21 protein-coding genes are annotated in these 22,492 nt (G+C 40.2%); all 21 read left to right on the forward strand.

Translation table 11 applies throughout. The features are described from left to right. Positions 1–8: 8 nt before the first annotated feature. The 21 genes from QZR90_RS04920 to terL all read left to right on the forward strand — a co-directional run bounded on the left by QZR90_RS04920 (position 9) and on the right by terL (position 22,445). On the forward strand, positions 9–212 hold the full coding sequence (locus QZR90_RS04920; protein WP_295789421.1) for a hypothetical protein: 204 nt from the start codon (positions 9–11) through the stop codon (positions 210–212). Positions 213–220: 8 nt separating this feature from the next. Then, positions 221–796: an FAD-dependent thymidylate synthase gene (locus tag QZR90_RS04925; protein ID WP_295789424.1), complete on the forward strand. Its 576-nt coding sequence runs from the start codon at positions 221–223 to the stop codon at positions 794–796. Further along, the gene (locus QZR90_RS04930; protein WP_295789427.1) at positions 789–1,529 is read left to right on the forward strand and encodes a hypothetical protein; all 741 of its coding nucleotides are present in this window, start codon (positions 789–791) and stop codon (positions 1,527–1,529) included. The genes QZR90_RS04925 and QZR90_RS04930 overlap by 8 nt, the downstream gene beginning before the upstream one ends. Further along, on the forward strand, positions 1,514–1,996 hold the full coding sequence (locus tag QZR90_RS04935) for a hypothetical protein (RefSeq protein ID WP_295789430.1): 483 nt from the start codon (positions 1,514–1,516) through the stop codon (positions 1,994–1,996). The genes QZR90_RS04930 and QZR90_RS04935 overlap by 16 nt, the downstream gene beginning before the upstream one ends. Further along, positions 1,986–2,168, forward strand: a complete 183-nt coding sequence (locus tag QZR90_RS04940) for a hypothetical protein (RefSeq protein ID WP_295789431.1) — start codon at positions 1,986–1,988, stop codon at positions 2,166–2,168. Before QZR90_RS04935 ends, QZR90_RS04940 begins: the two co-directional genes overlap by 11 nt. Next, positions 2,168–2,434 carry a hypothetical protein gene (locus QZR90_RS04945; RefSeq protein ID WP_295789434.1) on the forward strand — a complete coding sequence of 89 codons (267 nt, stop codon included), beginning with the start codon at positions 2,168–2,170 and terminating at the stop codon, positions 2,432–2,434. Before QZR90_RS04940 ends, QZR90_RS04945 begins: the two co-directional genes overlap by 1 nt. A 7-nt stretch (positions 2,435–2,441) precedes the next feature. Then, complete coding sequence (locus QZR90_RS04950) at positions 2,442–3,959, forward strand: portal protein (protein WP_295789436.1); 1,518 nt, start codon at positions 2,442–2,444, stop codon at positions 3,957–3,959. Between the two features lie 7 nt (positions 3,960–3,966). Beyond that, the gene (locus QZR90_RS04955; RefSeq protein WP_295789439.1) at positions 3,967–4,710 is read left to right on the forward strand and encodes a capsid assembly protein; all 744 of its coding nucleotides are present in this window, start codon (positions 3,967–3,969) and stop codon (positions 4,708–4,710) included. Between the two features lie 25 nt (positions 4,711–4,735). Further along, on the forward strand, positions 4,736–5,725 hold the full coding sequence (locus QZR90_RS04960) for a phage capsid protein (RefSeq protein ID WP_295789441.1): 990 nt from the start codon (positions 4,736–4,738) through the stop codon (positions 5,723–5,725). Between the two features lie 135 nt (positions 5,726–5,860). Further along, positions 5,861–6,433: a hypothetical protein gene (locus tag QZR90_RS04965; protein WP_295789442.1), complete on the forward strand. Its 573-nt coding sequence runs from the start codon at positions 5,861–5,863 to the stop codon at positions 6,431–6,433. 4 nt (positions 6,434–6,437) lie between these two features. Continuing rightward, entirely contained in the window at positions 6,438–8,768 is a 2,331-nt protein-coding gene (locus QZR90_RS04970) for a hypothetical protein (RefSeq protein WP_295789444.1), read from the forward strand. A 16-nt stretch (positions 8,769–8,784) separates the two neighbouring features. Further along, complete coding sequence (locus QZR90_RS04975) at positions 8,785–9,453, forward strand: hypothetical protein (protein ID WP_295789446.1); 669 nt, start codon at positions 8,785–8,787, stop codon at positions 9,451–9,453. After that, on the forward strand, positions 9,454–11,619 hold the full coding sequence (locus QZR90_RS04980) for a hypothetical protein (RefSeq protein WP_295789447.1): 2,166 nt from the start codon (positions 9,454–9,456) through the stop codon (positions 11,617–11,619). It begins immediately after the preceding gene. Positions 11,620–11,631: 12 nt separating this feature from the next. Then, positions 11,632–16,329 carry a glucosaminidase domain-containing protein gene (locus tag QZR90_RS04985; RefSeq protein WP_295789449.1) on the forward strand — a complete coding sequence of 1,566 codons (4,698 nt, stop codon included), beginning with the start codon at positions 11,632–11,634 and terminating at the stop codon, positions 16,327–16,329. Continuing rightward, on the forward strand, positions 16,286–18,709 hold the full coding sequence (locus tag QZR90_RS04990) for a phage tail fiber protein (RefSeq protein ID WP_295789452.1): 2,424 nt from the start codon (positions 16,286–16,288) through the stop codon (positions 18,707–18,709). Before QZR90_RS04985 ends, QZR90_RS04990 begins: the two co-directional genes overlap by 44 nt. Then, complete coding sequence (locus QZR90_RS04995) at positions 18,706–19,002, forward strand: hypothetical protein (protein WP_295789455.1); 297 nt, start codon at positions 18,706–18,708, stop codon at positions 19,000–19,002. The genes QZR90_RS04990 and QZR90_RS04995 overlap by 4 nt, the downstream gene beginning before the upstream one ends. After that, entirely contained in the window at positions 18,999–19,520 is a 522-nt protein-coding gene (locus QZR90_RS05000) for a phage holin family protein (RefSeq protein ID WP_295789457.1), read from the forward strand. Before QZR90_RS04995 ends, QZR90_RS05000 begins: the two co-directional genes overlap by 4 nt. After that, a complete protein-coding gene (locus QZR90_RS05005; RefSeq protein WP_295789459.1) occupies positions 19,507–20,016 on the forward strand; it encodes an N-acetylmuramoyl-L-alanine amidase in 510 nt (169 codons plus the stop codon). Before QZR90_RS05000 ends, QZR90_RS05005 begins: the two co-directional genes overlap by 14 nt. Further along, positions 20,000–20,560 carry a hypothetical protein gene (locus QZR90_RS05010; RefSeq protein ID WP_295789461.1) on the forward strand — a complete coding sequence of 187 codons (561 nt, stop codon included), beginning with the start codon at positions 20,000–20,002 and terminating at the stop codon, positions 20,558–20,560. Before QZR90_RS05005 ends, QZR90_RS05010 begins: the two co-directional genes overlap by 17 nt. A gap of 416 nt (positions 20,561–20,976) precedes the next feature. Then, complete coding sequence (locus QZR90_RS05015; RefSeq protein WP_295789463.1) at positions 20,977–21,225, forward strand: hypothetical protein; 249 nt, start codon at positions 20,977–20,979, stop codon at positions 21,223–21,225. Beyond that, positions 21,225–22,445 carry a phage terminase large subunit gene (terL, locus tag QZR90_RS05020; RefSeq protein WP_295789465.1) on the forward strand — a complete coding sequence of 407 codons (1,221 nt, stop codon included), beginning with the start codon at positions 21,225–21,227 and terminating at the stop codon, positions 22,443–22,445. The genes QZR90_RS05015 and terL overlap by 1 nt, the downstream gene beginning before the upstream one ends. Positions 22,446–22,492 lie beyond the last annotated feature (47 nt).

The following is a 22,492-nucleotide window of genomic DNA, read 5'->3' on the forward strand; positions in this document are numbered from 1 at the left end:
GACAAAGTATGATGACTACAATCACTGTAAATGGTGATACCTATGTAAAAGTTGATGACTTAATTAAAGAAACTCATAGTCTCATGGGACTAGTTGAGGACGCATTAAATGATACTGATTATTGTGAATTAACAGAAGATATTCAAGACATCTTTGATGACGTGTTTTTTAGTGTCGAAAGTTATAAAGATGAAATTGAAGGATTAATTTAGGAGTAGCCTTGGTAGAACTAATAAATTATACAAAAGATTATAAAGAATTATTGTGTCGAGCTATATCTCAGTGTTATCAAAAGGAAGCAGGAGAAGAGGTCATTAAGCATTGTCTCAAAGCAGGACACTTGAGTGTCTTAGAGCATGCTACAGCAAGCTTTGAGATTACCTGTAGTATTCAAACACTGCTACAGTTGTCACGACACAGACACTTTTCAATGACCGTACAGTCTAGCCGTGGGACAGTTCTCACTGAAAGCCTTAAGGTTGAGGACAAGAAACTTCAAGAACTGCTAGACGAACAAGTCCATAACTATGTCAACTGTAACATCGGTGAAGACATCAGTAATGAGGATAGAGCCCTGCTTGCTCCTAAAGCTATGATGTATCGACTAGTCATCACAGGCAACTTGAGAGCATGGTATGAGTACCTTCCTAAGCGTTTATGTAGTAGAGCTCAAAAGGAACACAGAGAGTTGGCTAAAGCTATTCAAGAAGAGTTAGCTAAAGTATTCCCTTTAGTGTTCGACAAAGAATTTCTGAAGTGCGATACTTGCACTGAGAGGAGTTGTAGCTTTGACTAAACTAATCTTTGACGCAGATATGTTGCTTTATGTCGCCTGCAATAGAAACGAACAGGTTGTCGAATGGGACGACCATTTGTATACCCTGCACTGTTACTTAAGTGATGTACAGCAAGCCTTTGATGAACATGTAGAGGAACTTGTCGACCTTGTCTTAGAGCACTACAACATTGAAGGAGAATACAAGATTATCATGTGTCTTAGTCACCCAAACAACTTTAGGAAAACTAAAGTGACTAGTGAGTACAAAGCAAATCGTACGACACTAAGACGACCACTCTGTTATAAGCCAATGAGAGAATGGATAGCTGAAAACTATAACACTCTTATGTTAGACGGACTAGAAGCAGATGATGTCGTTGGAATCACTGTAGACAAAAATTCAATTGCTATTAGTGGTGATAAAGATTTCAGATGTATTCCTTGTCGACAATATGATTTTATGAGGAATGAGTTCTTTGATGTCTCTAAAGCAGACGCAGATTATTACCATCTATATCAAACACTAATTGGTGATACTACAGATGGCTACAAAGGTTGTCCTAAAGTTGGTGATGTTAGGGCACGACGAATACTTGATGAATCTCCAACGTGGGAAGCAGTTGTTAAAGCGTACAAAGCGAATGGTAGTACTGAAGAAGACGCACTGATGAACGCACGTCTAGCCTTTATATTGCGTAGGGGTTATTACAACAAGAAAACTAAAGAGGTGAAGTTATGGACACCGTCATAAAAGACCATAAGTTACGACACAGGGACACTGAAGTTGAACTGATTGTCGACAAACTTATGGAGCTAGGAGACCAACATAGTGTTCTTCATGGATTAGGCAATCGTGAAACTCTTGTACAGGCACTAATCAATGCTGATGAGGTAGGAGCGATACGCACATGGTACAACGAAGAGGATAAACTTGTTGGTCTTTTGTTATATCAAGTTATTTATACGTGGTGGTCTCAAGAGACTATTGTTGCTGAAGAATTAATTTTGTCGTTAGATAAAAGATACGCAGGAATCCAACGGTTAGCGATGAAGGAGCTTGAACGAATTGCACGTGGATTTGAATCACGAATAATCATAAGTGGCAACTTAATATCCGTTGACAAAAAGGTTGTTGAAAATGGTTACGAAAAACAAGGATATCAACATAAGCATAGTATCTTTATGAAACGATTGAAAGGAGAACAAGATGAACTTTGACTATCCACGTGTAGCAGAAGAACTTCCTGAACACTTAGAAAAAGCATTTAGTAATGAGTACTTCTTTAAGCGAGACGACATGTCCGCAGAAGCTAAAATTGCTTGTCTCAAATTTAGGGAAGACATCTGTAATTATTTAAGAACATGTATTGAAGAAAGGAGTAATCGTTAGTGGGAGCAGTTAAGAAAGCAGTTAAGAAAGTTGTTGGTGGTCTAGGTAGGGTCTTAGGATTTGGTAGTAGGGAAAAAGCCAACCCTGTAGAAATTCCACAGCCAACTGTAACAGCACAACAATTAGTACCTCAAACAGAAGCAGTAGTACCTGAAGCTCCTGAACTAGGGACTGATGTTAAGAAACGCAAAAAGGTAAGCCGTAAGTCACTTATGATTGACCGCTCAACGCCAACAGGTGGTGGTGGCTCACCCTTAAACATGTAGGTGATGTATGGATAAATCATTAGAAGCTAACGCCAAGAAGTTGTACGAAAAACTTAAGACAGATAGAGACCCTTATATTCAACGTGCAACTGATAACGCTAAGCTAACAATTCCGATTTTATTCCCAAAAGAAACCGACAATGCTCAGACAAAGTATGAACAGCCTTATCAATCAGTAGGCTCACATGGAATCAATACGTTGTCTAGTAAGCTAAATCTAGCCTTATTCCCACCTAACGAACGTTTCTTTAGATTAGGTATTTCTGCCGTGTCATTACAGCAGATTGATTTACCTGAAGACAAACGTGCTGAACTAGACCAAGCACTCATGCAGATTGAAGAGAAGATTAATCGTTATATTGAAGACAATCAAATCAGAATCACGATTAACGAAGGATTACTACAGTTACTCATTAGTGGTAATTGTCTCCTCTTCTTGCCACCTGCTGAAGGCGGAGCACGGTTGTACAACTTGAAACAGTATGTAATCCAACGTGACGCCATTGGTAATGTCATTCAGATTATCACGGTAGACAAAGTGGCTAAGGCAACGTTACCTGAAGAATTACAAGCAGTTGTACCTGATGGTAATAGTGATGATACTGTAGAAGTTTACACGAAGATTGAACGTGTAGAGGGTCAATGGGTATCGTTTCAAGAAATCAATGGTGAAATCGTTAGTGGTAGCGAACAGACCTATCCAATCGACAAAAGTCCATACATTCCATTGCGAATGACAAAACAAGACAACGAACACTATGGTCGTAGTTTTATTGAGATGTACTATGGTGATTTACGAATGCTAGATAGTTTATCTAAAGATGTTGCATTCGTGTCTTCAGTGTCGTCTAAAGTCATCTTCTTGACTAATCCTAATGGGGTCACACGACCAAAACAATTAGAGAAAGCCAAGAGTGGGGACTTTGTCTCAGGTCGAGCAGAAGACGTTGTCGCCCTACAACTGAATAAATATCCTGATTTACAGATAGCCGAGAGTTGGATTGGACGACTTGAACAACGGCTATCTTTTGCATTTTTATTAAGCAGTGTTGTCCAACGGAATGCTGAACGAGTGACCGCAGAAGAAATCCGAGCAGTCGCTCAGGAGCTTGAGGACAACTTAGGTGGTATCTATAGTATCTTGTCGCAAGAGCTACAGTTACCATTGATTAAACGTATTATGGCAATTCTCATGTCCGCAGGAGAAATTCCACAGTTACCTGATGGTGTCGTAGAGCCGACAATTACTACAGGTATGGAAGCTTTGGGTCGAGGACATGACTATAACAAGTACATGACACTGATGTCGACATTGGCTCAAATTCCTGATGCTATGCAGTATCTCAATGTAAGTAATCTTGTGACTTCTGTAGCGACAAGTTTAGGCATTGAAACGACAGGTCTCATTAAGACAGCTGAAGAGCTACAAGCAGAACAAGAAGAAGCTATGGCTCAACAAATGGCAATTGGTGGTATGCAGGCAGGAATGGAAGAACAAGTGGCAAGTGGTGGAGAGGAGATGTAAGTAAAACATGGCAGAACTAGAAGTACGGACTTCAGGGGCTGAATCGACACAAGTGGAAGCAGACACTGAGGTATTAAACCAAGAAGGTACAGTAGAAGAACAAGAGGTTACCGAAGAGAACTCTAATGGTGCTGAATCACAAGAAGCTGAACAGCAACCAAAAGATGAGACTGAAGAATCTACAGGTGGTCTTCAAGCTGAACTTGATAGACAGACAAATACTGAAAAGGAAGTACAGAAGGACTTAGAATCCAAAGGACTTAACTTTGAAGAATTGTCTAACGAATACTTAGAGAAAGGAGAGTTATCTGAAGAAAGTTTAGCCAAGCTAGAACAGAGTGGCTATCCTAGAGCACTTGTCGACAGCTACTTAGACAACCTTAATTTACGAGCTGAAAAATTTGTTAATGAGGTCGTGTCGTATGCAGGTGGCGAACAGCAGTTTGACAATGTGAAGGCATTTGTTAGTTCTCAAGGTACTGAAGCAGAACAAGCATTTAATGCAGTTCTTGAGACAGGTAATTTGTCGCTCATTAAGTCCCACTTGAATGGCATTAAGGCTCAGATGGGACAATCCTTTGGTACGACAAAACCTACAATCATGGGCGTTGGCTCAAGTAATACTCAAGTATCTTTGGGCTTTGAGACAAAGCAACAACTTGTAGACGCAATGTCAGACAAACGCTATGGTGTCGACAAAAGGTACACAAAAGAAGTACAAGAAAAAGTTTTAAATTCTGATTTATTTTAATTTAAGAAATGGAGAAATCTAACTAATGGCAATAATCCAAGGTATTACTAAACAAGGTGCAGTTAAAAACACAGGTGATGAGTTACTTAATTTTCTTAAAGTATTCAGTGGTGAAGTACTAACAGCTTTTACACGAGAAAGCCGTGCAGTTAACAACCATTTAATCAAAACGATTGACAGTGGTAAATCCGCGTCCTTCCCTGTAATGGGTCGTACAGTGGCTAAGTATTTGCAGCCCGGAAACTCTTTAGACGACCAACGTACCGCTATGGAGCATAACGAACGTGTTATCAATATTGATGGCTTATTGACAGCTGATGTATTGATTTCTGATTTATTCGAAGCAATGAATCATTATGACGTTCGTTCTGAATATGCTAACCAATTAGGCGAAGCGTTGGCTTTAAGTTCTGATGGTGCAATCCTTGCGGAACTTGCTAAGTTAACTCAAGAAACAAACGAAAACTTTACAGGTGCAGGTCGACCAATTAAGATTGCGAAAACTGTTAAAGAAGTAGGTATCAATGAGGAGTACGGTGGTGCTATCGTTAACGCATTACTTGAGTTAAAAGCTCAGTTCACTAACAACTATGTACCGTTAGCCGACCGTATTGCTTACATGAAACCTGAAGCAGTGTCTGCAATCATTGCTAACAAGACAGCTATTGACCGTGACTATGGTGCAGTAGCGACAATTGTCGATGGTGAACTTGCGAAACTTTGCGGGTTTACTATTGTTCAAGTGCCACACTTAACAGCAGGTGGTGCAGACAAAGCAGGTATGGTTGGGGCGTCTCCTGCAGGTCACGACTTCCCTACCACACTTAAGAATGACGTAGCGTTCCTTGCGTGTCACCGTACAGCATTAGGTACAGTTAAACTTAAAGATTTAACTCTTGAACACGCACGTCGACCTGAATATCAAGCCGACCAAATCATTGCTAAATATGCTATGGGTCATGGTGGCTTACGTCCTGAAGCGTCCGCAATTTGTACAATCAAAGTAGGAGCTTAATCAGGGCTTATTTTTTTTTTATCTAATTTTATATTTTAATTAAACACATCTAAATGCTAAAAACTTACTGATAAATCTAGGGGGACATTCACTTGTTCCCCTATTTTTTCACACTTAAGAAAGGAGAGAAGTGTCGTGATTATTACCCCTTTGACAACTCTTGAAGCCGTCAATGAGATACTTGCTAGTATCGGTGAAGCTCCTGTAGACACAGTTGAAGAAACAGGTAATGTTGATGTCGAAAACGCCCTACAAATGCTCAACAGGGTTAGCCGACAAGTTCAACAAGACGGATACACATTTAACACAATCGAAAACTATGAGTTGCAACCTGATAGATTTACTAAAGAAATCGCATGGAATAATCAAATGTTACGAGTAATCAGTACCGACAATTCATATCTCAGGAATCGTGATGGAATCGTGTACGACGTAACTAATAATACAGACAAGTTTGATGGAACATTGACAGCTCAAGTTGTAATGCTAGTCAACTTTGAGGAACTACCAAGTGTCTTCCGTGAGTTCATCACTGTTCGTAGTGCACGATTGTTCACTAGTCGCTACTTAGGTGACGAATTGTTACTTAAGGAATTACTAGAGGAAGAACAACGAGCTCAACGTAGAGTGTTTGAATACGAGCTTGCACTTGAGAAACCGACAATAGCGTCTAATACTGATGTGTCTGATACTATTCGAAGGAGCTAATTAGATGGCAAGAATAGCACAAGTAGTAAAAAATATTATTGATGGTGTCTCACAACAGCCTGCTATCTTGCGACATGTGGAGCAACTAGAGGAACAAATCAATGGGTTTTCTACAGAAGCAGATGGTTTACAAAAGAGACCACCAACATTACATGTGAATACCTTAAGTCTAAATACAACACGACGTCCTAAAATACATATGATAGACCGTGATGAAACTGAAAAATATATTTTAGCTTTTGATGGGGATACTGTTAAAGTATGGGACGTTAACGGTAATCAGAAAGAGGTAACAATAGACAATGCTAATTATCTAAAGACTAATAACCCACTAGAAGATATTAAAGTTATTACTATTGCAGACCATACGTTTATTGTTAATAAAAAAATTAAGACAGCCATGAACAATGGTAAGAAGTCTGATAGTGGACATAATACAGGTGCTACTGTTTATGTAAAGAGTGGGCAATATGGTAGACAGTATGAAGTTATTATTGCCGACCAAGTGGTAGCAAGCTACACAACTCCTGATGGTAGTAAGCCTGAACATACGAATGCAATTGGCACAAATCAGATTGCTCAAGAGTTAGTTAATCAGATTATGGCTAAAGGATTTACAGTCCATCATGCAGGGGCAGAAAGTTGGTTTGTCGTATGGAATATGGGCGGTAAAAAGATACGTGTACGTGATGGTTTTAATAGTCAAGCAATCAGTGCCTTCAAGCAGGAAGTACAAAAGTTTACTGATTTACCACGCAACCATATCAATGGGTATATCGTAAAAGTCTATGGTGAGAACAACTCAGATGACGACTATTATTTACGATATGACGAATCTAAACTATTGTGGACTGAGTGTCCTGCTCCTAATATTCTTGTCTCATTCAATTACCAAACGTTACCCCACAAGTTAGTACGACAAGCTGATGGGACTTTTAAATTTACATGGATTGAGTGGGCTAATAGAGAAACAGGAGACGACGACAGCAATCCAATTCCTTCCTTTATTGGCAACTCTATAAATGACATTTTCTCCTACAGAAATCGCTTAGGTCTAATCTCAGGAGAATCAGTGAACTTGTCTAAGAGTGGTGACTATTGGAACTATTGGATAGACAGTGCGACATCAATTATTGATAGTGACCCTATCGACCTCAATGTGTCTCACAATAGATTTTCTGAGTTGTTCAGTGCGATACCTTTTAATCAAGACCTGTATCTATTCTCTAAACAGACACAATTCCTATTGACCTCAGATAGTGCTTTGTCTCCTAAATCGGCACAGCTAAAGCAGGTGACAGAGTTCGCTAGTGATACTAATGTTAAACCAATTGGTGTTGGTCGAAACCTTTACTTTACCGTTAAGAGAAGTAACTATACATCAGTCAGAGAATACTATGCAGTTTATGATGGGAATAATAGTAAGGACAGTATGAATATTACAGCTCATATTCCTAACTATATCAAGAACAATGTATACGCATTGATAGCTTGTGAATCTGAAAACTTAATCATGGCTTTGTCTAGTGGAGCTACCGACACAATTTATGTCTACAAATATCTTTTTGCCAATGAACAAAAGGTACAGGCTAGTTGGTCTCAGTGGAAGTTCAGTGGTGAAATCATAGGTGCAGATTTTATTGGTAGTACTCTTTACATTGTTATAAAAAGGAATGGCAATATCTACCTTGAGAAAATCATCATAAACTTTAACACTAAGGATTTTTCAAATGAACCTTATAGATGTCTTATTGATAGAAAGCAAGTTGTTACTCTTGCAGGTACTTATGATGACTACTTGTCACTCTATAAGTGGGACGCTAAGTATCATTTTAAGGATACTAAAGACAAGAAGTACTTCATGGTCTTATCTGATGGTCGCTCCTTTGAGAGCAACGAAGAAGGGTGGATTGAGTGTACCAATACAGAGAACTTAAGTGGACAGAAGGTAATTGTTGGCGTGGCATATGATATGCAGGTTGATTTGTCGACACTCTATGTTAAACAAGCAGATGAACGTGGCACTCAACCATTGAGTACATATAGGACAATCCTTCAGGACATTGAACTACAGTATGCCGACAGTGGTGAATTTGTCGTTCATGTGTTGGCTACAGGTAAGCCTGATAGAAACTATAAGTTCACTAGTCGAATCTTAGGTAAAGAAGACAACAAGTTAGGAAGCCATCCTATTACTACAGGAAAATTCAGAGTGCCTATCCATGGTACTAATACAGATACAAAAATTAGAATTAAGAACAACAGCCCACTTCCAAGTAATTTTGTGGGGTATGTATGGAAGGGCAATGTTTCAATTAGGTCTAAACAAATTTAATGAAAGGAGTTAACGTATGGATTGGCTAGGACTAGGCTTAGGTCTACTAGGAAGTTTTTCGTCACATAAGGCTCAACGACAAGAAGCGATTGCTCAAGGTCGACAAATGGCTGAACAGGCGACAAATGCTATCACGACCATGAACTATGCTTTTCAAAACTATGAACAAGAGCGTAGAGACGCCTTTGAGAGTGCAGTGGCTAACCTTGAGAGAATCCAATTGAACTCTAAGGGCTTGCAAGGAAGTGTCGACAATGCAGTGTCTGAAGAATTAGGCGATAGTAAAACAGGGCGACTAATCAGTAGAGCTACTCATGCAGAAACCTTAAGAGCGTCATTGAGTGAGAAAGACAATTATGTCCGTAAGAGTAACGAAGTTGACTTGAACAAGGAACAGCAACTAGTTAGTACTAAAGCGTACACTTCAGGATTACACCCACCGAAGCTACCAAGTAAGACAAGTATGTTCTTAGATATGGCTCAAGTTGGTCTTAACTTCTACTCACAACATAGAGCTACTGAAGCATTCAAGCAGTCTCACTATGGGCAAACCGCTAAGAGAAATAGTCGAGTGGTTACCTATGGTAAAGACCCTAATGCAGGTAGAATTTCAGTCGTTCGTAGAGATAATGTTACATATGGTCAAGACCCTAACGCAGGGCGAATAAAGGTGGTGAGACGATAATTGGCAAGTAAAGTAGAGAATGCAGTTGGCACAGCTATGCAGTATATGCCTAATGAAAAGAACGTCTATCAAGGACGACTATTAGGTGTACAGCAGAATTGGAACGTTACAGTTGAACGTGATGATGACTATGGTAATGTTGCGAAAGCTTTAGGAGCACTAGGGATTGCAGTTGGTAACAATGCACTAGAGAAAGAGAAGCAGGACTATGAAGTGGCACAAGCATTAGCTCCTTCTGTATTCTATGAACATGACGCTAAACAAAGACGTACGCTAGACGCAGTGGCAATGTTGGCTAACGTTGGTGGTTATAACTTAGCCGACAATAGATACGCAGTTGGTGTTATTGATAAATTGCGTGGGCAGTACGTGGCACAGATGGATTATCAGGATTATGTCGAATGGTCTAAAACGCAACCGCTAGCTAAGGACGCTAATGAGGAAAACGCAAGATACGACAAGTTTATGCGTGAACGTGAAGAAGCATGGACAGCTGAGAATCCTGATGTTATCCAAAATAAATATGCTTATAGTGCAGGTCGACAAGATAATGCATATGAACGTATCACAAGTAACATTCAAGATTATCACAACAATCGTGAACAGCAGAATCGACAAGATTTCATACTAGGCATGCAGTCTAAAATTGATAGTCTATCACGTAAGTATGCGTACAAAGACAATATAGACCCTGAAGAATTCCATAAGGAAATGATGGACACAATCACAAGTATGAACATTGCTCAGTCTAAGCATCCTGAAGATAACGTGTCACTGATTAAATACCTGTATGAATCATTCGCTAAGAACACAGGCAACGCTGAACTGTTAGACAAAATAGGTGAGTTCCAAGCCTACAATGGAAAACTGATTAAGGACATACTCCACCCAAGTACTTACAAAGAGTTATCCAATGCGTATGCTGATAGAATGATGAATCAGTTGAAAGTTGGAGATATTCAGTGGGCTGATGGTTTTAAGTCTAGTGTCGCTATTAAAGAAGACTTTGAGAAACTCCAAGAGGATAACCCTGAGTTAGCCCTTAGACGTGCTCCTGAGTACAACCGTAGGTACTCACAATTGAAAGCTCAAGAGGAAGCTGAGTTGAGACAACAAGCACGTAAAACGAAAGTACTAGGGAATGAAGAGATGAGGTCAGGTCGAGCCAACAGTATTATTGATAATTACCTATCAGGCTCACTTACAGGTGTACCTCAAAGTGAGAAAGATTTAGAAGCTATGGGGATTACTGTAGACGACTTAACGGTTGCTATGAAGAGTAGAATCGACCAATTAGTTCAAGCAGGTGATGACGCTAACATAGCTAAACTTGCACGCTATCCATTGTTCTCTAAACCTGTATCAAGCTACTTTGACCAACATCTAGAGACAGACATCTTGAGAGGTGAGGTAACTCCTGCACTTGAACTTGCAGTCAAACTTGCAGGTACTGATGGTAGCTACATAGAGCAAGCCGTTGGTAGTAAGTATGCTGATGACATTTTGTCGTTACGAATTTTGTCTGATACCTTTGGTATGGCTGAAGGTGTTCGCATGTTCGCTGAGACAAAAAGACGCTTGTCGAATGCTGATGAGAGCCGTTCGATTAATGATGAGTTACGTTACACGAGTGTACCTGATTTCTCAGTTTATGATATTGGTAGTGAAAGTGATAGCACTATTAGTTTTAACAGGGACACATTACCATACGCTATGGTCGAACGTGTCGACAAGATTTCACAAGTGTTAAGAGCAAGTGGTTATACCGCAGAACAAGCACGAGCAATGTCTATGGAAGCCGTTAAGCAACAATACGTTTCTGTAAATGGAATCCTTATGCCGTCTACAGATTACCATAAGATTGACACGGCTATACCTCAAGACCAACCAACGAATGTGTCTTTAAGTAACATAGTATACCACTACACAAACCACGGACAATACCCTGCTACATGGGTGTCTGATGGCTCACAAGTGTACTTACGTGTTGATGAAAATGGTACATACAAACGTATATTCTTAGACAAAATTATTAATGATACTCAGTGGTATGCAGACAATTATAAACCTGCTGATAGCAACGAAGCTGAAAAGAAAGCTCAGGAAGCTAAGCAGGCTAACGAAAGATATATATTAGAAAATCCAATGGGGGCTTTAGGTGGATAGAAAGGAGACAAAATGGCTGAAGAAAACATGCAGGGGTTTATAGCCGAAGTTGGTAGAATACTACAGACAAAGTATGGCAAGTCTAAAACCTTTGCAGACATTGCAGTCGCCCAAATGAATCTAGAGAGTGCTTATGGGACATCTAGATTAATCAGAGAGAACTACAATGCAGGGGGTCTTACTCAGGTAACCCCAAATGGTGAAGAGAATAAACAACCTGATGGTGACCTTTACTATCGAATCTTTAAGAATCCTGAAGATTATGCAGACGCTTTAGTTAATGATTTCTTTAACCACTATCCTGAGATATACAATGCACAGACCCCTACAGAGTTCGCTCAAATTGCCCACGCTAACGGCTACTTTCATGATGACCTAAATAAGTATATTGGTCTCATAAATAACGCTTATGGAAGCGATTGGGAGAACACTAACTATTATGGTGGGGTCAACCCTCTGTACGTCATGCAGGACGCTCCTGTATCTCAATATGGTGAAGAAGGATATTTAGATAGAAATTCAGATTGGCAAAACATTGCACGTGGTAATCGTACAGGCTTAGGTGGTTGGACACAAGAATTTAGTGATAGCTTTATGTCGTCATGGACTAGTAATAGCTTAATTGGTGTCGCACGCAATGCTTTGTATGCAGATAATGTTAAGCCCCTAGGTACGCCAAAAGAAGACTTAAGTAATCTTGATGATTATACCTTGAAGCAGGCGTTAGCTAACATAGGATTATCAGAGGACGACTACAAGGCTAAACAAGGTAGCCGATACGAAGCATTTGAAAACCTAAAAGCACAAGCGTTTGATAGAGAGCAACTAGTAGCCTTAGCTAAGTTGAAAGGTGAAGACTTAGACCGTGAAGAACGAATTGAATCACGTGGCACTACCGCAATGGGAATCTCAGGTACAGTGGCAGGTATGCTTTTAGACCCTATCAATCTTGTCCCTATTTTAGGTCAGGAAGCAATAGGGTTAAAACTTGCAGGTAAACTAGGCGGTAAGCTAACAGCAAAACTTGCAACATCTAAAGGAGCTCAGTTAGCTGAAATAGGATTGACTAATGGTTTAATTAACTTGTCTGATACTCACTTGTCTAACAAAGCTAACTTTAGTACTAACGACAATTATGTGGCGTCATTCTTAATGGGAGCAGGTGCAGGTGCAGGTTTGTCGTTTCTTCAACGTAAGTTTACTGCCACTCCTAAAGGAGAACCAAAGGGTAAGCACGAGCTTGCCTTTGAAGATGAAGTCGACAAAATGGCTAAATCTGCTACCACTAATGGAGCTGAAGTAAAGCCTGCAAAACGACCAAAAGCTAAACCTGTAGAAGAACCTTTAATCAAACTACCTGAAGAACCTAAGCCACCTACAGTAGAACCAATGAGTTGGCTACAGAGAGTTGACGATGACCTTGTCGCTCCTGTAACAGCAAGTGTCACTTCAAAAGCTGATATGGTCGACAAAGGACTGATTGATGAGTTAAACAGTAGATATGGTCTAAAGCTATCTGATGACTTATCTGCTGATGGTCTTATGAGACACTTATTCAATACTCCTGATGGCATTTACCTTAAGCCACCTAAACTAGTTAAACTCATGGACGCCTATGGACTTAACACAGTTGAGGACATGGCTAACCAGGCGTTGGCTTACAACAAACATGCTAAAACAGGAGCTATCAAAGAGTTTTTCGAAGGCATTGTTGGTGGAAAGTTGTCTGATGGACAGTTCAGAGACATTGCACGACACATCAAAGCAGGTGGTACTTTTGACAATCTTGAAGTAAAACTTAGTGATGGCAGTGTGTTCTTCAATGGTGCTCATCATTCTCCTGATAGTTTAGTCACTAAGGCACTTGATGATGACGCTATGTTCTTGTCTCCTGAAGAGAGTGCTAAGCGAATGCTCAATGAAGAACCTACAGTTAAACCTAAAGAAGAGCCTGAGTTTGACGATGTGTTCGCTGATGAGAAGCAAGGGCGTGCTGAGTACAACAAAGGCAACATTGCGAATGAAGACAAGCTACTTAATGAACAACAGCTAACAGGCAATAAGGTGGCACAAGTAACAGGTAGAGCACTTGAACAAAACAAGTTCATTGGTAACCGTTATGGTGTGTTCATTAACTCTTTGTCGAAAACTATGCAGAAGGTGGCACGTGTCATGGGTATAGACCCACGATTGCGTGCAAGGAACAACGTAAGTACTCCACCTGTATCTATGATGAAACAGTTGTTTATGAATAAGTACTCTAAGCCACAAGCGGAATACATGGACGCATTCCGTAAGTGGAGTATTGAGACAGGTAAAATACCACCTACTGATAACTCACGTAGACGTTTTAATGAGGAAGTCAACAAGGTGTACGATAGTTTATACAATCCGTACAATGCTGATATGTACACTTCAGACAGCAAGGCGATTAACCAAGCAGTTCAAGCCGTTAGGAACTTCCGTGAGTTAGACTTAAAACTCCATAAGATTAACGGTACGTTACCATCAGACTTTCAAGGGGCAGGAGAATTATGGAGACGTGTCGACTATGACAAACAGACACTCTTACGAACAGAGTTCGATAGCGACAAAGAGTTCTCTGCATTCATGAGGGAAGTTGCGTCTCAGTCCATAGATTGGGACAAGATGACACCTGAGTTTAAAACGAACTATTTGTCTCAACTAGAGATTTCTGATGTCGAAGCTCAAGCAATCATGAGACGTCAAGGGTTAGGCTTTAAGGTTGGTGAAGCATTCAGTGGACAACCTAATGGTTTTAAGGATATGGACGAACTTAAGAAGTACGTTGTGAATAACATCATTGCTAATGATGAAGGTATCTTTAAGGACGTTGTGGCAGGTCATTGGGCGGAACAAGTCACAAGACGACAAGACGACCTCTTAAGTGACATTCACATAGGCTCAGATAGAATGGGATACTATCAGGCACGTATTCCTATGGATACGACAAAAGCTTTTACTCTTCCAAGTGGTAAGATATTTACTTTCAATGACAGTCTTAGAAATCAGGACTTGTCGTCAATCATGGCATACGTTGCGAACCGCTCAAGTGGCACTATGGCACTCAGACGTGTTGGCATTGAGAATCCTGTAACAGACCTCAAGAAAATCTATGAACGAATTGAAGGTGAACTTACTGAAGCAGTTAAGCAACGTAAGATAACATCTAAGCAGATGACAAGGGAACTTGATGAAGTTAAAGATGTCTTCCATAACGTCAGTGGTGGAGCATTGATATTCCCTGAAGTAATTCGACCTCAGACATTTGTCGACCGCCTTAAGAATATCATCTTAACGGAATCATACCGACAAAATGGTATGAACTTTGGTATTAACCAATTGGCAGAAACTATAGGTGGCATTAGTGTCGTGGGAGCACGTGCACTTACACACTTTGTTCCTGCACTACATGACTTCATACATAACCTTAAGTATTCTAAAGACTTCAGTGCGAAGCAGTTGCGTAACTTTAAGGATTACCATTTAGGTCATTCCTTAGCGGAGCATATATGGTTTAACCCTCAAATGAAACGTGATGCATTCCAATTGCAGGCTGAGAATACAGGCGTTGGTATGAAACTCATGGGTGGCATTGAGAGTGCCGTAGACTTTGGTGCTAAAATCACGTCAACAATCAATCAAATCAGTAAGATGACACAAGCAAGTACACGTGGCATTCAAGCAGATGTCTTGCCTGAAATGATGATGTGGGCACGTGGTGAGTACAACAGTGTCTTAAGAACTAACCTGTTCAGTGAACGACACTTAGCAGAAGCAGGGATTACAGACCCTGATGGCTTTAAGAAAATCTTAAGAGACCGCTTGATGAACTTAGGAGACGAAGAAGACGCTTTGTCTAAGGCAGTCACTAAGTGGCAAGAGGAAGACATGACAAGCTACAGTAAACTTGAGATGTTCCTTAATCTTGCAAGTGGTCGTGCAGTATTAGAGCCGACACTATGGAACAACGCTAAACGTATGGACGGCATGGCAGGACTTGTACAAGGTGTCATGTGGCAGTTCAAGAACTTCTCACAGATGGCACTTAACAGTCATTTAGGACGTGTGCTCAACAATGGGGAACGTGAAGACTTCAATATGTTGATGTCTACAGCGATTGCCAATGGCATGGTATGGGCGACATCAGTCTACTTCAACTCTTATAAATACTTTGGAGATGATGAGGAGAAACGTCAGGCTTACATGGAGAAAACTCTTACGCCTGAAAGATTATTGTCTACAGGTCTCTTGAGAAGTAGCTTATTGAGTGGCATGTCGTTCGCTAATGACGCATACGAGATGTTCGCAGGTGGCACGTCTAGTCGTACTACTGTAGACCGCATGCCTGAAAGCGACAACATGATGTATAACTTCATTACTCAATTCCCTGCCGTACAGAGTGCTTATCGTGCCTTCAATGGTGTGGCAAGTACGCCTGAAGCTATGGCGAACTTGATGTCGAACAAGGAAGCCGACTTTGACCCACTGTTAAGATTATTCCCTCTTGACCGTTACATTCCAATCAAAGGAGCTTTGTCTATCATGGCTGATAAAGCCGACATAGAAGCTAGAAAGCGTAAGGAACGTAAACAACGACAAGAGTTATTTAATAAGAAGAAGTTAGAAAAACGAAAGGAACGCAATGGCACAGTACAAAACGAAAGTATACTTGACCTGCTCAAGTAGTAAGAAAGCCTACACATTTGCCTTTGATTACATCAATAAGAGGTATGTTAAGGCACGCATTAACAATACTCAAGAGTTACAATGGGGTACTGATTATACAGTGTCAGGTCACACGCTCACGTTAGTTAACAGTCCTACTGATGGGGCACTTATGGAAATCTATCGTGAGACGCCTTCAGACCGTACTGTAGAATGGTACGACAGTAGTATCTTACGTGCTAAAGACTTAAATCTTTACAACACCCAACTACTACATATCAACGAAGAGAATATCGACAAGTTAACTGATAGTGGCATTCAGGAAGACAAGATTGATAAGAAGTGGGACGCACGCTTTAAGAACATTAAGAACGTTAAAGAACCTACTGAAGACAGCGAAGCAGTCAACTTAGGTTGGCTTAAGAAGACACAAGAATCTTACTTAAGAGCGTCTCAAGCTAAAGTTGATGAAGCCACTAGTCAAGCTAACCGTTCAACTAACGAAGCTGATAGAGCTAAGCGTGAAGCCGACCGTGCTCAACAACAAGCCAACCGCAGTGAGACACAAGCAGGATTGTCTGAGAGCAGTGCAACAGTGGCACGAGAGCAGGCTGAACTTGCCACAAGTAAAGCTAACAGTGCGTCCGCTAGTGCTACTAGTGCAAGCACAAGTTTAACTAATACACTTGCTAGTGAGAAACGTGGTACAGACAAATGGACACTTGTAGAGCAAGCTAGCGACAAGTTTACAGAGCAAGCACGTGTAGTTGACGTTCAGTATTCTACAGTTGTCTCTACAGCAGTCGTTGTAGAAGACAATAAGAATACAGCAGTGGCAAACGCTGAGACAGCTATAAGTAATGCTCAAGTGGCTATAACTCAGGCGTCTACAGCTACCTCTAGTGCAACTGTAGCAACTACACAAGCGACAAGTGCTAGTACAAGTGCAAGGAATGCTTTAAGCAGTTCTAATAGTGCGTCTACTAGTGCAAGTAGAGCTTTGTCTAGTGCTAACCATGCTAACACGTATGCTACAACATCAGTATCAAGTGCAAGTACAGCGACATCAAGTGCTACACTAGCTACTCAAAAGGCAACCGCTAGTGAATCGAGTGCTACCTTGTCTAAGTACTATGCAGAGCAAGCTAAGGAAGCAAGTGGTGGAGACTACATTACTACTACTACTTTTAACGAAGCGATAGATGAAGTTGGTACTATGTTCACTACAGCTATCAATTCGCATGATACTGATGTGAACGCACATGGTGGTCTAATTGCTAACATTAATAAAGAACTAGGGAATAAGGTAGACACGACTTATTTCTCCAATGTGTTGAATGAAATGGAAGCTTTGATTGGTAGTAAGGCTAGTCAAGAGGAGTTCAATTCGTGGGGTGAAGGTGTCGCTACTATCATTGAGACAAAGGCTGATAAAGATACCGTTAAAGTACTACAAAATGAATTAGAGGGGGTTGCTACTGCTACCTCATACGAATTAGAAAAAACTAAAACTGAGTTAGACACAAAAATGCCAAAAAGTGGTGGTACGTTCAGTTCTAATCCTAATGTAAAAAGTGGCGACTTCAGTGCGATTTCATTTGAAAATACGGCAGGTAAGAAACTTATTATAGAAGGTAAACCTGATAGTATGGATATTATTGCCTCAATATTTTTACGTGATGAAGCAACAGGAACTAATTCATTCTATTATGACTTCCCAAAAAAGACAGGTAGAGTAGCAGTTTTAAGTGATAGAACCACAATAGATGGAAAGGTTGGCAACACTAGATTATGGGATATATTTCATAGATATGACAGTAATCCTAATTGGGTTGGTAAGTCATCTGTAGATTGGAATAAATTAGGGGTTTGTATCACAAACTTTAGCCAACTAGGTAGATTTGAACAGCAACCACAACAATATGGACAGCTAATCAATATACCTTACAGTAGTCCTGATGGGGGGAGTGAGTGTACACAGTTATGGATAGACCAATCAAGTGGTGACATTAGAATACGTGGCACTAATTCTACTGCAGAGTTACGAACAGTTGGGTTTAAACGATTGTTAAGGGCTGAAGAAATTGCTAACCGTAGTGTTGTGATTAATAGTTGGCATAATTCTTCAAATGGGCAGTATTGGAGAGAGTGGTCTGATGGGTGGTTAGAGCAAGGGGGCATAATAGCTAGTAATTCCGACTACAACACAATATCGTACCATAGAGCATTTAGAAACCTACCTATAGTAACAGCTACAGTTGTATCAAAGACTAGATGGTTATCGGCTTATAGTGCAAACCCATCTATTATGCATGTGACAGCAACAAACTTCAAGGTAGCAATCAAAGATACAGATGATATACATGGGTGGTATTGGAAGGCTGAGGGGTATAAAGCATGATAGGTACAAAGATATATAAAGATAATTTAGATAGCTATACTGAAGTTGCACAGTGGTGTAACGCTAATAATGCAACAATTGTGGAACGTGAGGACTACTATGAAGTAGTCCCTACAGAACCACATGTTCCAACTAGAGACGAACTCAAGTATAAGCTTAAAGCAGAACTTGAGACAATCAAAAGTGCATATATTGGAGCAACTCTAATGGACACATACAGTATTGACGAATTAGGTAAACTATATAAAAGTAAAGTTAATGAATTAAGAAAACTAGAAGGGAGCATTGAGTGACAATATTTGAACTACTAGTAATCCTTCTTCCTATTCCAAAGGAAGCATACTTGCATGCAGTAAGTATGACACTACTAATTTGTCTTCTTGTCTACCTTGACATTCTCACGAAGTGGTTTGGCATTGTCGACAGATTTAACAGAGACAACAAACTTGAATGCAATTGGAAGAACACATTCCGTGGCTTATTCTTTAGGGCATGGCGTGCAGGCTACTTAGAAAGCCGTAAGTTCCGTGAAGAACTAGGTAAGAAGGCTAAGGCATATGGTTGTGCTATCTTCATTGCAGTAGCAGTCTACTTGTTCCCTGATTATAAAATTAATGGAATACTTGCAGATGAAACACTCAGTTTTATCATCTACTTAACAGTAGTGGTAGCTGAGTGTTTTTCTATTGTCGAAAATCTCAAAGAGATGGGAGTTAAAGAAGCAAGTTTTGTTAAAGATGGCTTACTTGCAGTCCTAAGAAAATTTGGTGTTAATCCGACAGAAAGGAGAGACAAAGATGAGACAAATTGATTTCTCAGAGTTAAGTAACTATACAGTACCTGCACGTGGGCTTATCGACACAATTTATTTACATTGGACAGCAGGTCGTTACAATCAACCGTTTGGTGCTTACCATATCAATATTGATGGTGATGGTAATCTATGGACTGATATGGACAGCTTTACAGACTACAAACAGCATACATGGAGACGCAATAGTCGTGCTATTGGTATCTCTTTAGATTGTGCCTTAGGGTCTTACATTACAGCAGAAGGTCAAGTTATCCATCAGGGCTTCCCACCAACTCCTGCACAGCTTGATACGATGGCTAAAGTTGTCGCTAAGATTTGCATTGAGATTGGCTTACCGATTGAGTATTGGTACGTCATGACACATGCAGAGATTGCTAATGTTGATGGGTATGGTCTAGGTGATGGTGACCCTGATATGAGATGGGACTTGTATGGTCTAGGCGACAGTATTCGACAAAGAGCACAGGAGTACGCATATGAATGGGGCTATTAAGAAAATCGTATACATTAGCTTAGCAGTTGTTTTTGCGTGTACCTTAGGGTTTATCCTTTGGAGTTATCTTACAGACAAACCTCAGGATAAACCACCTGCTCCTCAAGTTGAACAAAAGGAGAATACAGTACGTACAGGATTTAAAGAGACAACTAAGACAATTGCTCAGTATGTGCCTAAGGCTAACTATGAGGACGCTGATGTTGAACTAATAGCTAAGCCTAAGCCACTCAAAGTGTCCATCAATGGTAAAACTCAAGAAGTCCCTACAACTACTGTTAAGGAAGACCATAAGCTAGACAATGGAAAACTAGTGGTGACTGAAGAACGACAAGTAGTTGTTGACTTAGTTGTCCCTGAACAGCCTAAGTTTAAAAAAGGGGTCTACATTGAAAATGACTTGTCGAATGGAACTAAAGACCTATCTGTAGGTGTTCGTGCAAGTTATCAGACAAAAGAGTTTGATGTCGACCTAAAAGCAGAGTTATGGAAAAAGAAAAGTGAACATAAAAGAATTGAAGCCACAGTAACTAAGTGGTTTTAACAGATATTCAATTTGAGACGCTACAGCCTGCTCACAGTGAGGTTTTAGCGTCTCTAATTGTTTTCTAATGGTTTTATATAAGGAGAAACATAATGGGTAAAAAAGTGCGTCTCAGAGTACCTAAAACAATTTCATACGCAAAAGCTATTCGACAGAAGTGTTTAGATTGCACTTGTAATCAATCTAATGAAGTTAAGTTTTGTGTTATGACAGATTGTCCTCTATTCCCTTACCGCTTTGGAACAAGTCCTGAGACATACATAAAGAGAAACAAGGACAACGTGATAATTGTTAAATAAGTGCGTCAGGAGAAGGATTTATAGCCTGAAAGATTTTTCTAAGGTATTTATACCTAAAACATTCTAGAGACGCTCAATCACGTTCCTGAGTAGCATTTGAGACATAGAAAGGAGCATATGGGTAAGAAAGATATTGAAGTTTTCGATAGACGAACAGCGATAGACACGATTGCTGAACTTGAAGTGATGGCGCTTAAGGAAGGGTTGGAAGACCCTGAACTCAGAAGGAATCCATCATTTCTTGAGAAAGTCCGCAGGTTTATGAAAGACCACCGTCTTGAGACAACAGCTAACTTAACAACCATAGTCCAACAAACAGTGGCTAAAGAAATTCCTATTTTTGATGATGACGAGGAAGAAGACTGATGGCGACAAAATGGACTACTGAACAGATTATTAAAGCTAAAGAGGATTTTCGTGTCTTCCTCTTTATGGTGTGGGAAGCTATCAATCTTCCTGAACCTACAGAACTACAATACGACATAGCGAATACACTACAGAACCTTCCTAATGACCGTTTCATTATTGAAGGCTTTCGTGGTGTCGCTAAGTCATTCATAAGTTGTGCCTTTTGTGTATGGCAGTTGTGGAGAGACCCTCAGTTAAAGATTGAGATTATATCCGCAAGTAAAGACCGTGCAGACGCCAATGCAGTGTTCATTAGAAACATCATTAGGTCTCTTGAGTTCCTTGAACACTTGAAGCCAAGGAAGGGACAACGAGACCAACAAAACTTATTTGATGTTGGCGAAGCAGTACCTGATATTTCTCCTTCAGTTAAATCTGTTGGTATCACAGGTCAAATCACAGGGACACGTGCAGATATACTTTTAGCTGATGACGTGGAAGTACCTAACAATAGTGGTACTCAGATACAGAGAGACAAATTAGGAGAAGCCGTTAAAGAGTTTGACGCTATCATTAAACCTAATGGTTACATCATTTATCTAGGGACACCACAGAATGAGATGAGTTTGTACAATGAGTTACAGCAGAGGGGCTATAAGGCACGCATATGGACAGTCATGTATCCTGAGACACAAAGTGAACGTGACTACTATGGCGAACGTTTAGCCAAAGTTATAGCCGACAAGTATGATAGTAATCCTGAGTTGTACTCAGGTAAACCTACAGACCCTAAACGATTTAATGAAGAAGAAATATATAAACGTAGGTTGTCTTATGGTAAAGCAGGGTTTGCCTTACAGTTCATGCTTAACACTAATCTTAGTGACGCTGAGAAGTATCCGCTTAAAGTCTCAGACCTAATTGTGTCGAGCCTTGATATGAACGAAGCAAGTATTACATATAGTTGGTCTAATGAACGACTTAATAGGTTGCATGACATACCTTGTATAGCACTCAAAGGTGACTACTATTATGAACCTAATAGTCGTAGTAGTGATGTCTTACCTTACAGTGGCTCAGTCATGGCAATAGACCCAAGTGGGCGTGGTGTTTCATTTTGCCTCACCCACTCTAATAAAATAAACCCTTTTAACTCAGGGAAGCCTAAGGAGAAATCTATGGTAATCCTGAACGAAGCCTTATGGAACGTGCAACGACTATCAGTACACTCAAGCTGAGTGGAAACAGAGGGATAACGAAGATATAGTCTGAACAGTATGGAAAC

The sequence above is a fragment of the uncultured Veillonella sp. genome (assembly GCF_900545795.1).
Classification (GTDB): domain Bacteria; phylum Bacillota; class Negativicutes; order Veillonellales; family Veillonellaceae; genus Veillonella_A.

What these genes read in the sequence shown, in the direction of transcription:
- QZR90_RS04970 (WP_295789444.1), top strand. Translation starts at nt 6,438, where the DNA reads ATGGCAAGAATAGCACAAGTAGTAAAAAATATTATTGATGGTGTCTCA.
- QZR90_RS04975 (WP_295789446.1), top strand. Translation starts at nt 8,785, where the DNA reads ATGGATTGGCTAGGACTAGGCTTAGGTCTACTAGGAAGTTTTTCGTCA.
- QZR90_RS04990 (WP_295789452.1), top strand. Translation starts at nt 16,286, where the DNA reads ATGGCACAGTACAAAACGAAAGTATACTTGACCTGCTCAAGTAGTAAG.
- QZR90_RS05010 (WP_295789461.1), top strand. Translation starts at nt 20,000, where the DNA reads ATGAATGGGGCTATTAAGAAAATCGTATACATTAGCTTAGCAGTTGTT.
- terL (WP_295789465.1), top strand. Translation starts at nt 21,225, where the DNA reads ATGGCGACAAAATGGACTACTGAACAGATTATTAAAGCTAAAGAGGAT.
- QZR90_RS04950 (WP_295789436.1), top strand. Translation starts at nt 2,442, where the DNA reads ATGGATAAATCATTAGAAGCTAACGCCAAGAAGTTGTACGAAAAACTT.
- QZR90_RS04960 (WP_295789441.1), top strand. Translation starts at nt 4,736, where the DNA reads ATGGCAATAATCCAAGGTATTACTAAACAAGGTGCAGTTAAAAACACA.
- QZR90_RS05015 (WP_295789463.1), top strand. Translation starts at nt 20,977, where the DNA reads ATGGGTAAGAAAGATATTGAAGTTTTCGATAGACGAACAGCGATAGAC.
- QZR90_RS04985 (WP_295789449.1), top strand. Translation starts at nt 11,632, where the DNA reads ATGGCTGAAGAAAACATGCAGGGGTTTATAGCCGAAGTTGGTAGAATA.
- QZR90_RS04920 (WP_295789421.1), top strand. Translation starts at nt 9, where the DNA reads ATGATGACTACAATCACTGTAAATGGTGATACCTATGTAAAAGTTGAT.
- QZR90_RS05005 (WP_295789459.1), top strand. Translation starts at nt 19,507, where the DNA reads ATGAGACAAATTGATTTCTCAGAGTTAAGTAACTATACAGTACCTGCA.
- QZR90_RS04940 (WP_295789431.1), top strand. Translation starts at nt 1,986, where the DNA reads ATGAACTTTGACTATCCACGTGTAGCAGAAGAACTTCCTGAACACTTA.
- QZR90_RS04955 (WP_295789439.1), top strand. Translation starts at nt 3,967, where the DNA reads ATGGCAGAACTAGAAGTACGGACTTCAGGGGCTGAATCGACACAAGTG.
- QZR90_RS04995 (WP_295789455.1), top strand. Translation starts at nt 18,706, where the DNA reads ATGATAGGTACAAAGATATATAAAGATAATTTAGATAGCTATACTGAA.
- QZR90_RS04935 (WP_295789430.1), top strand. Translation starts at nt 1,514, where the DNA reads ATGGACACCGTCATAAAAGACCATAAGTTACGACACAGGGACACTGAA.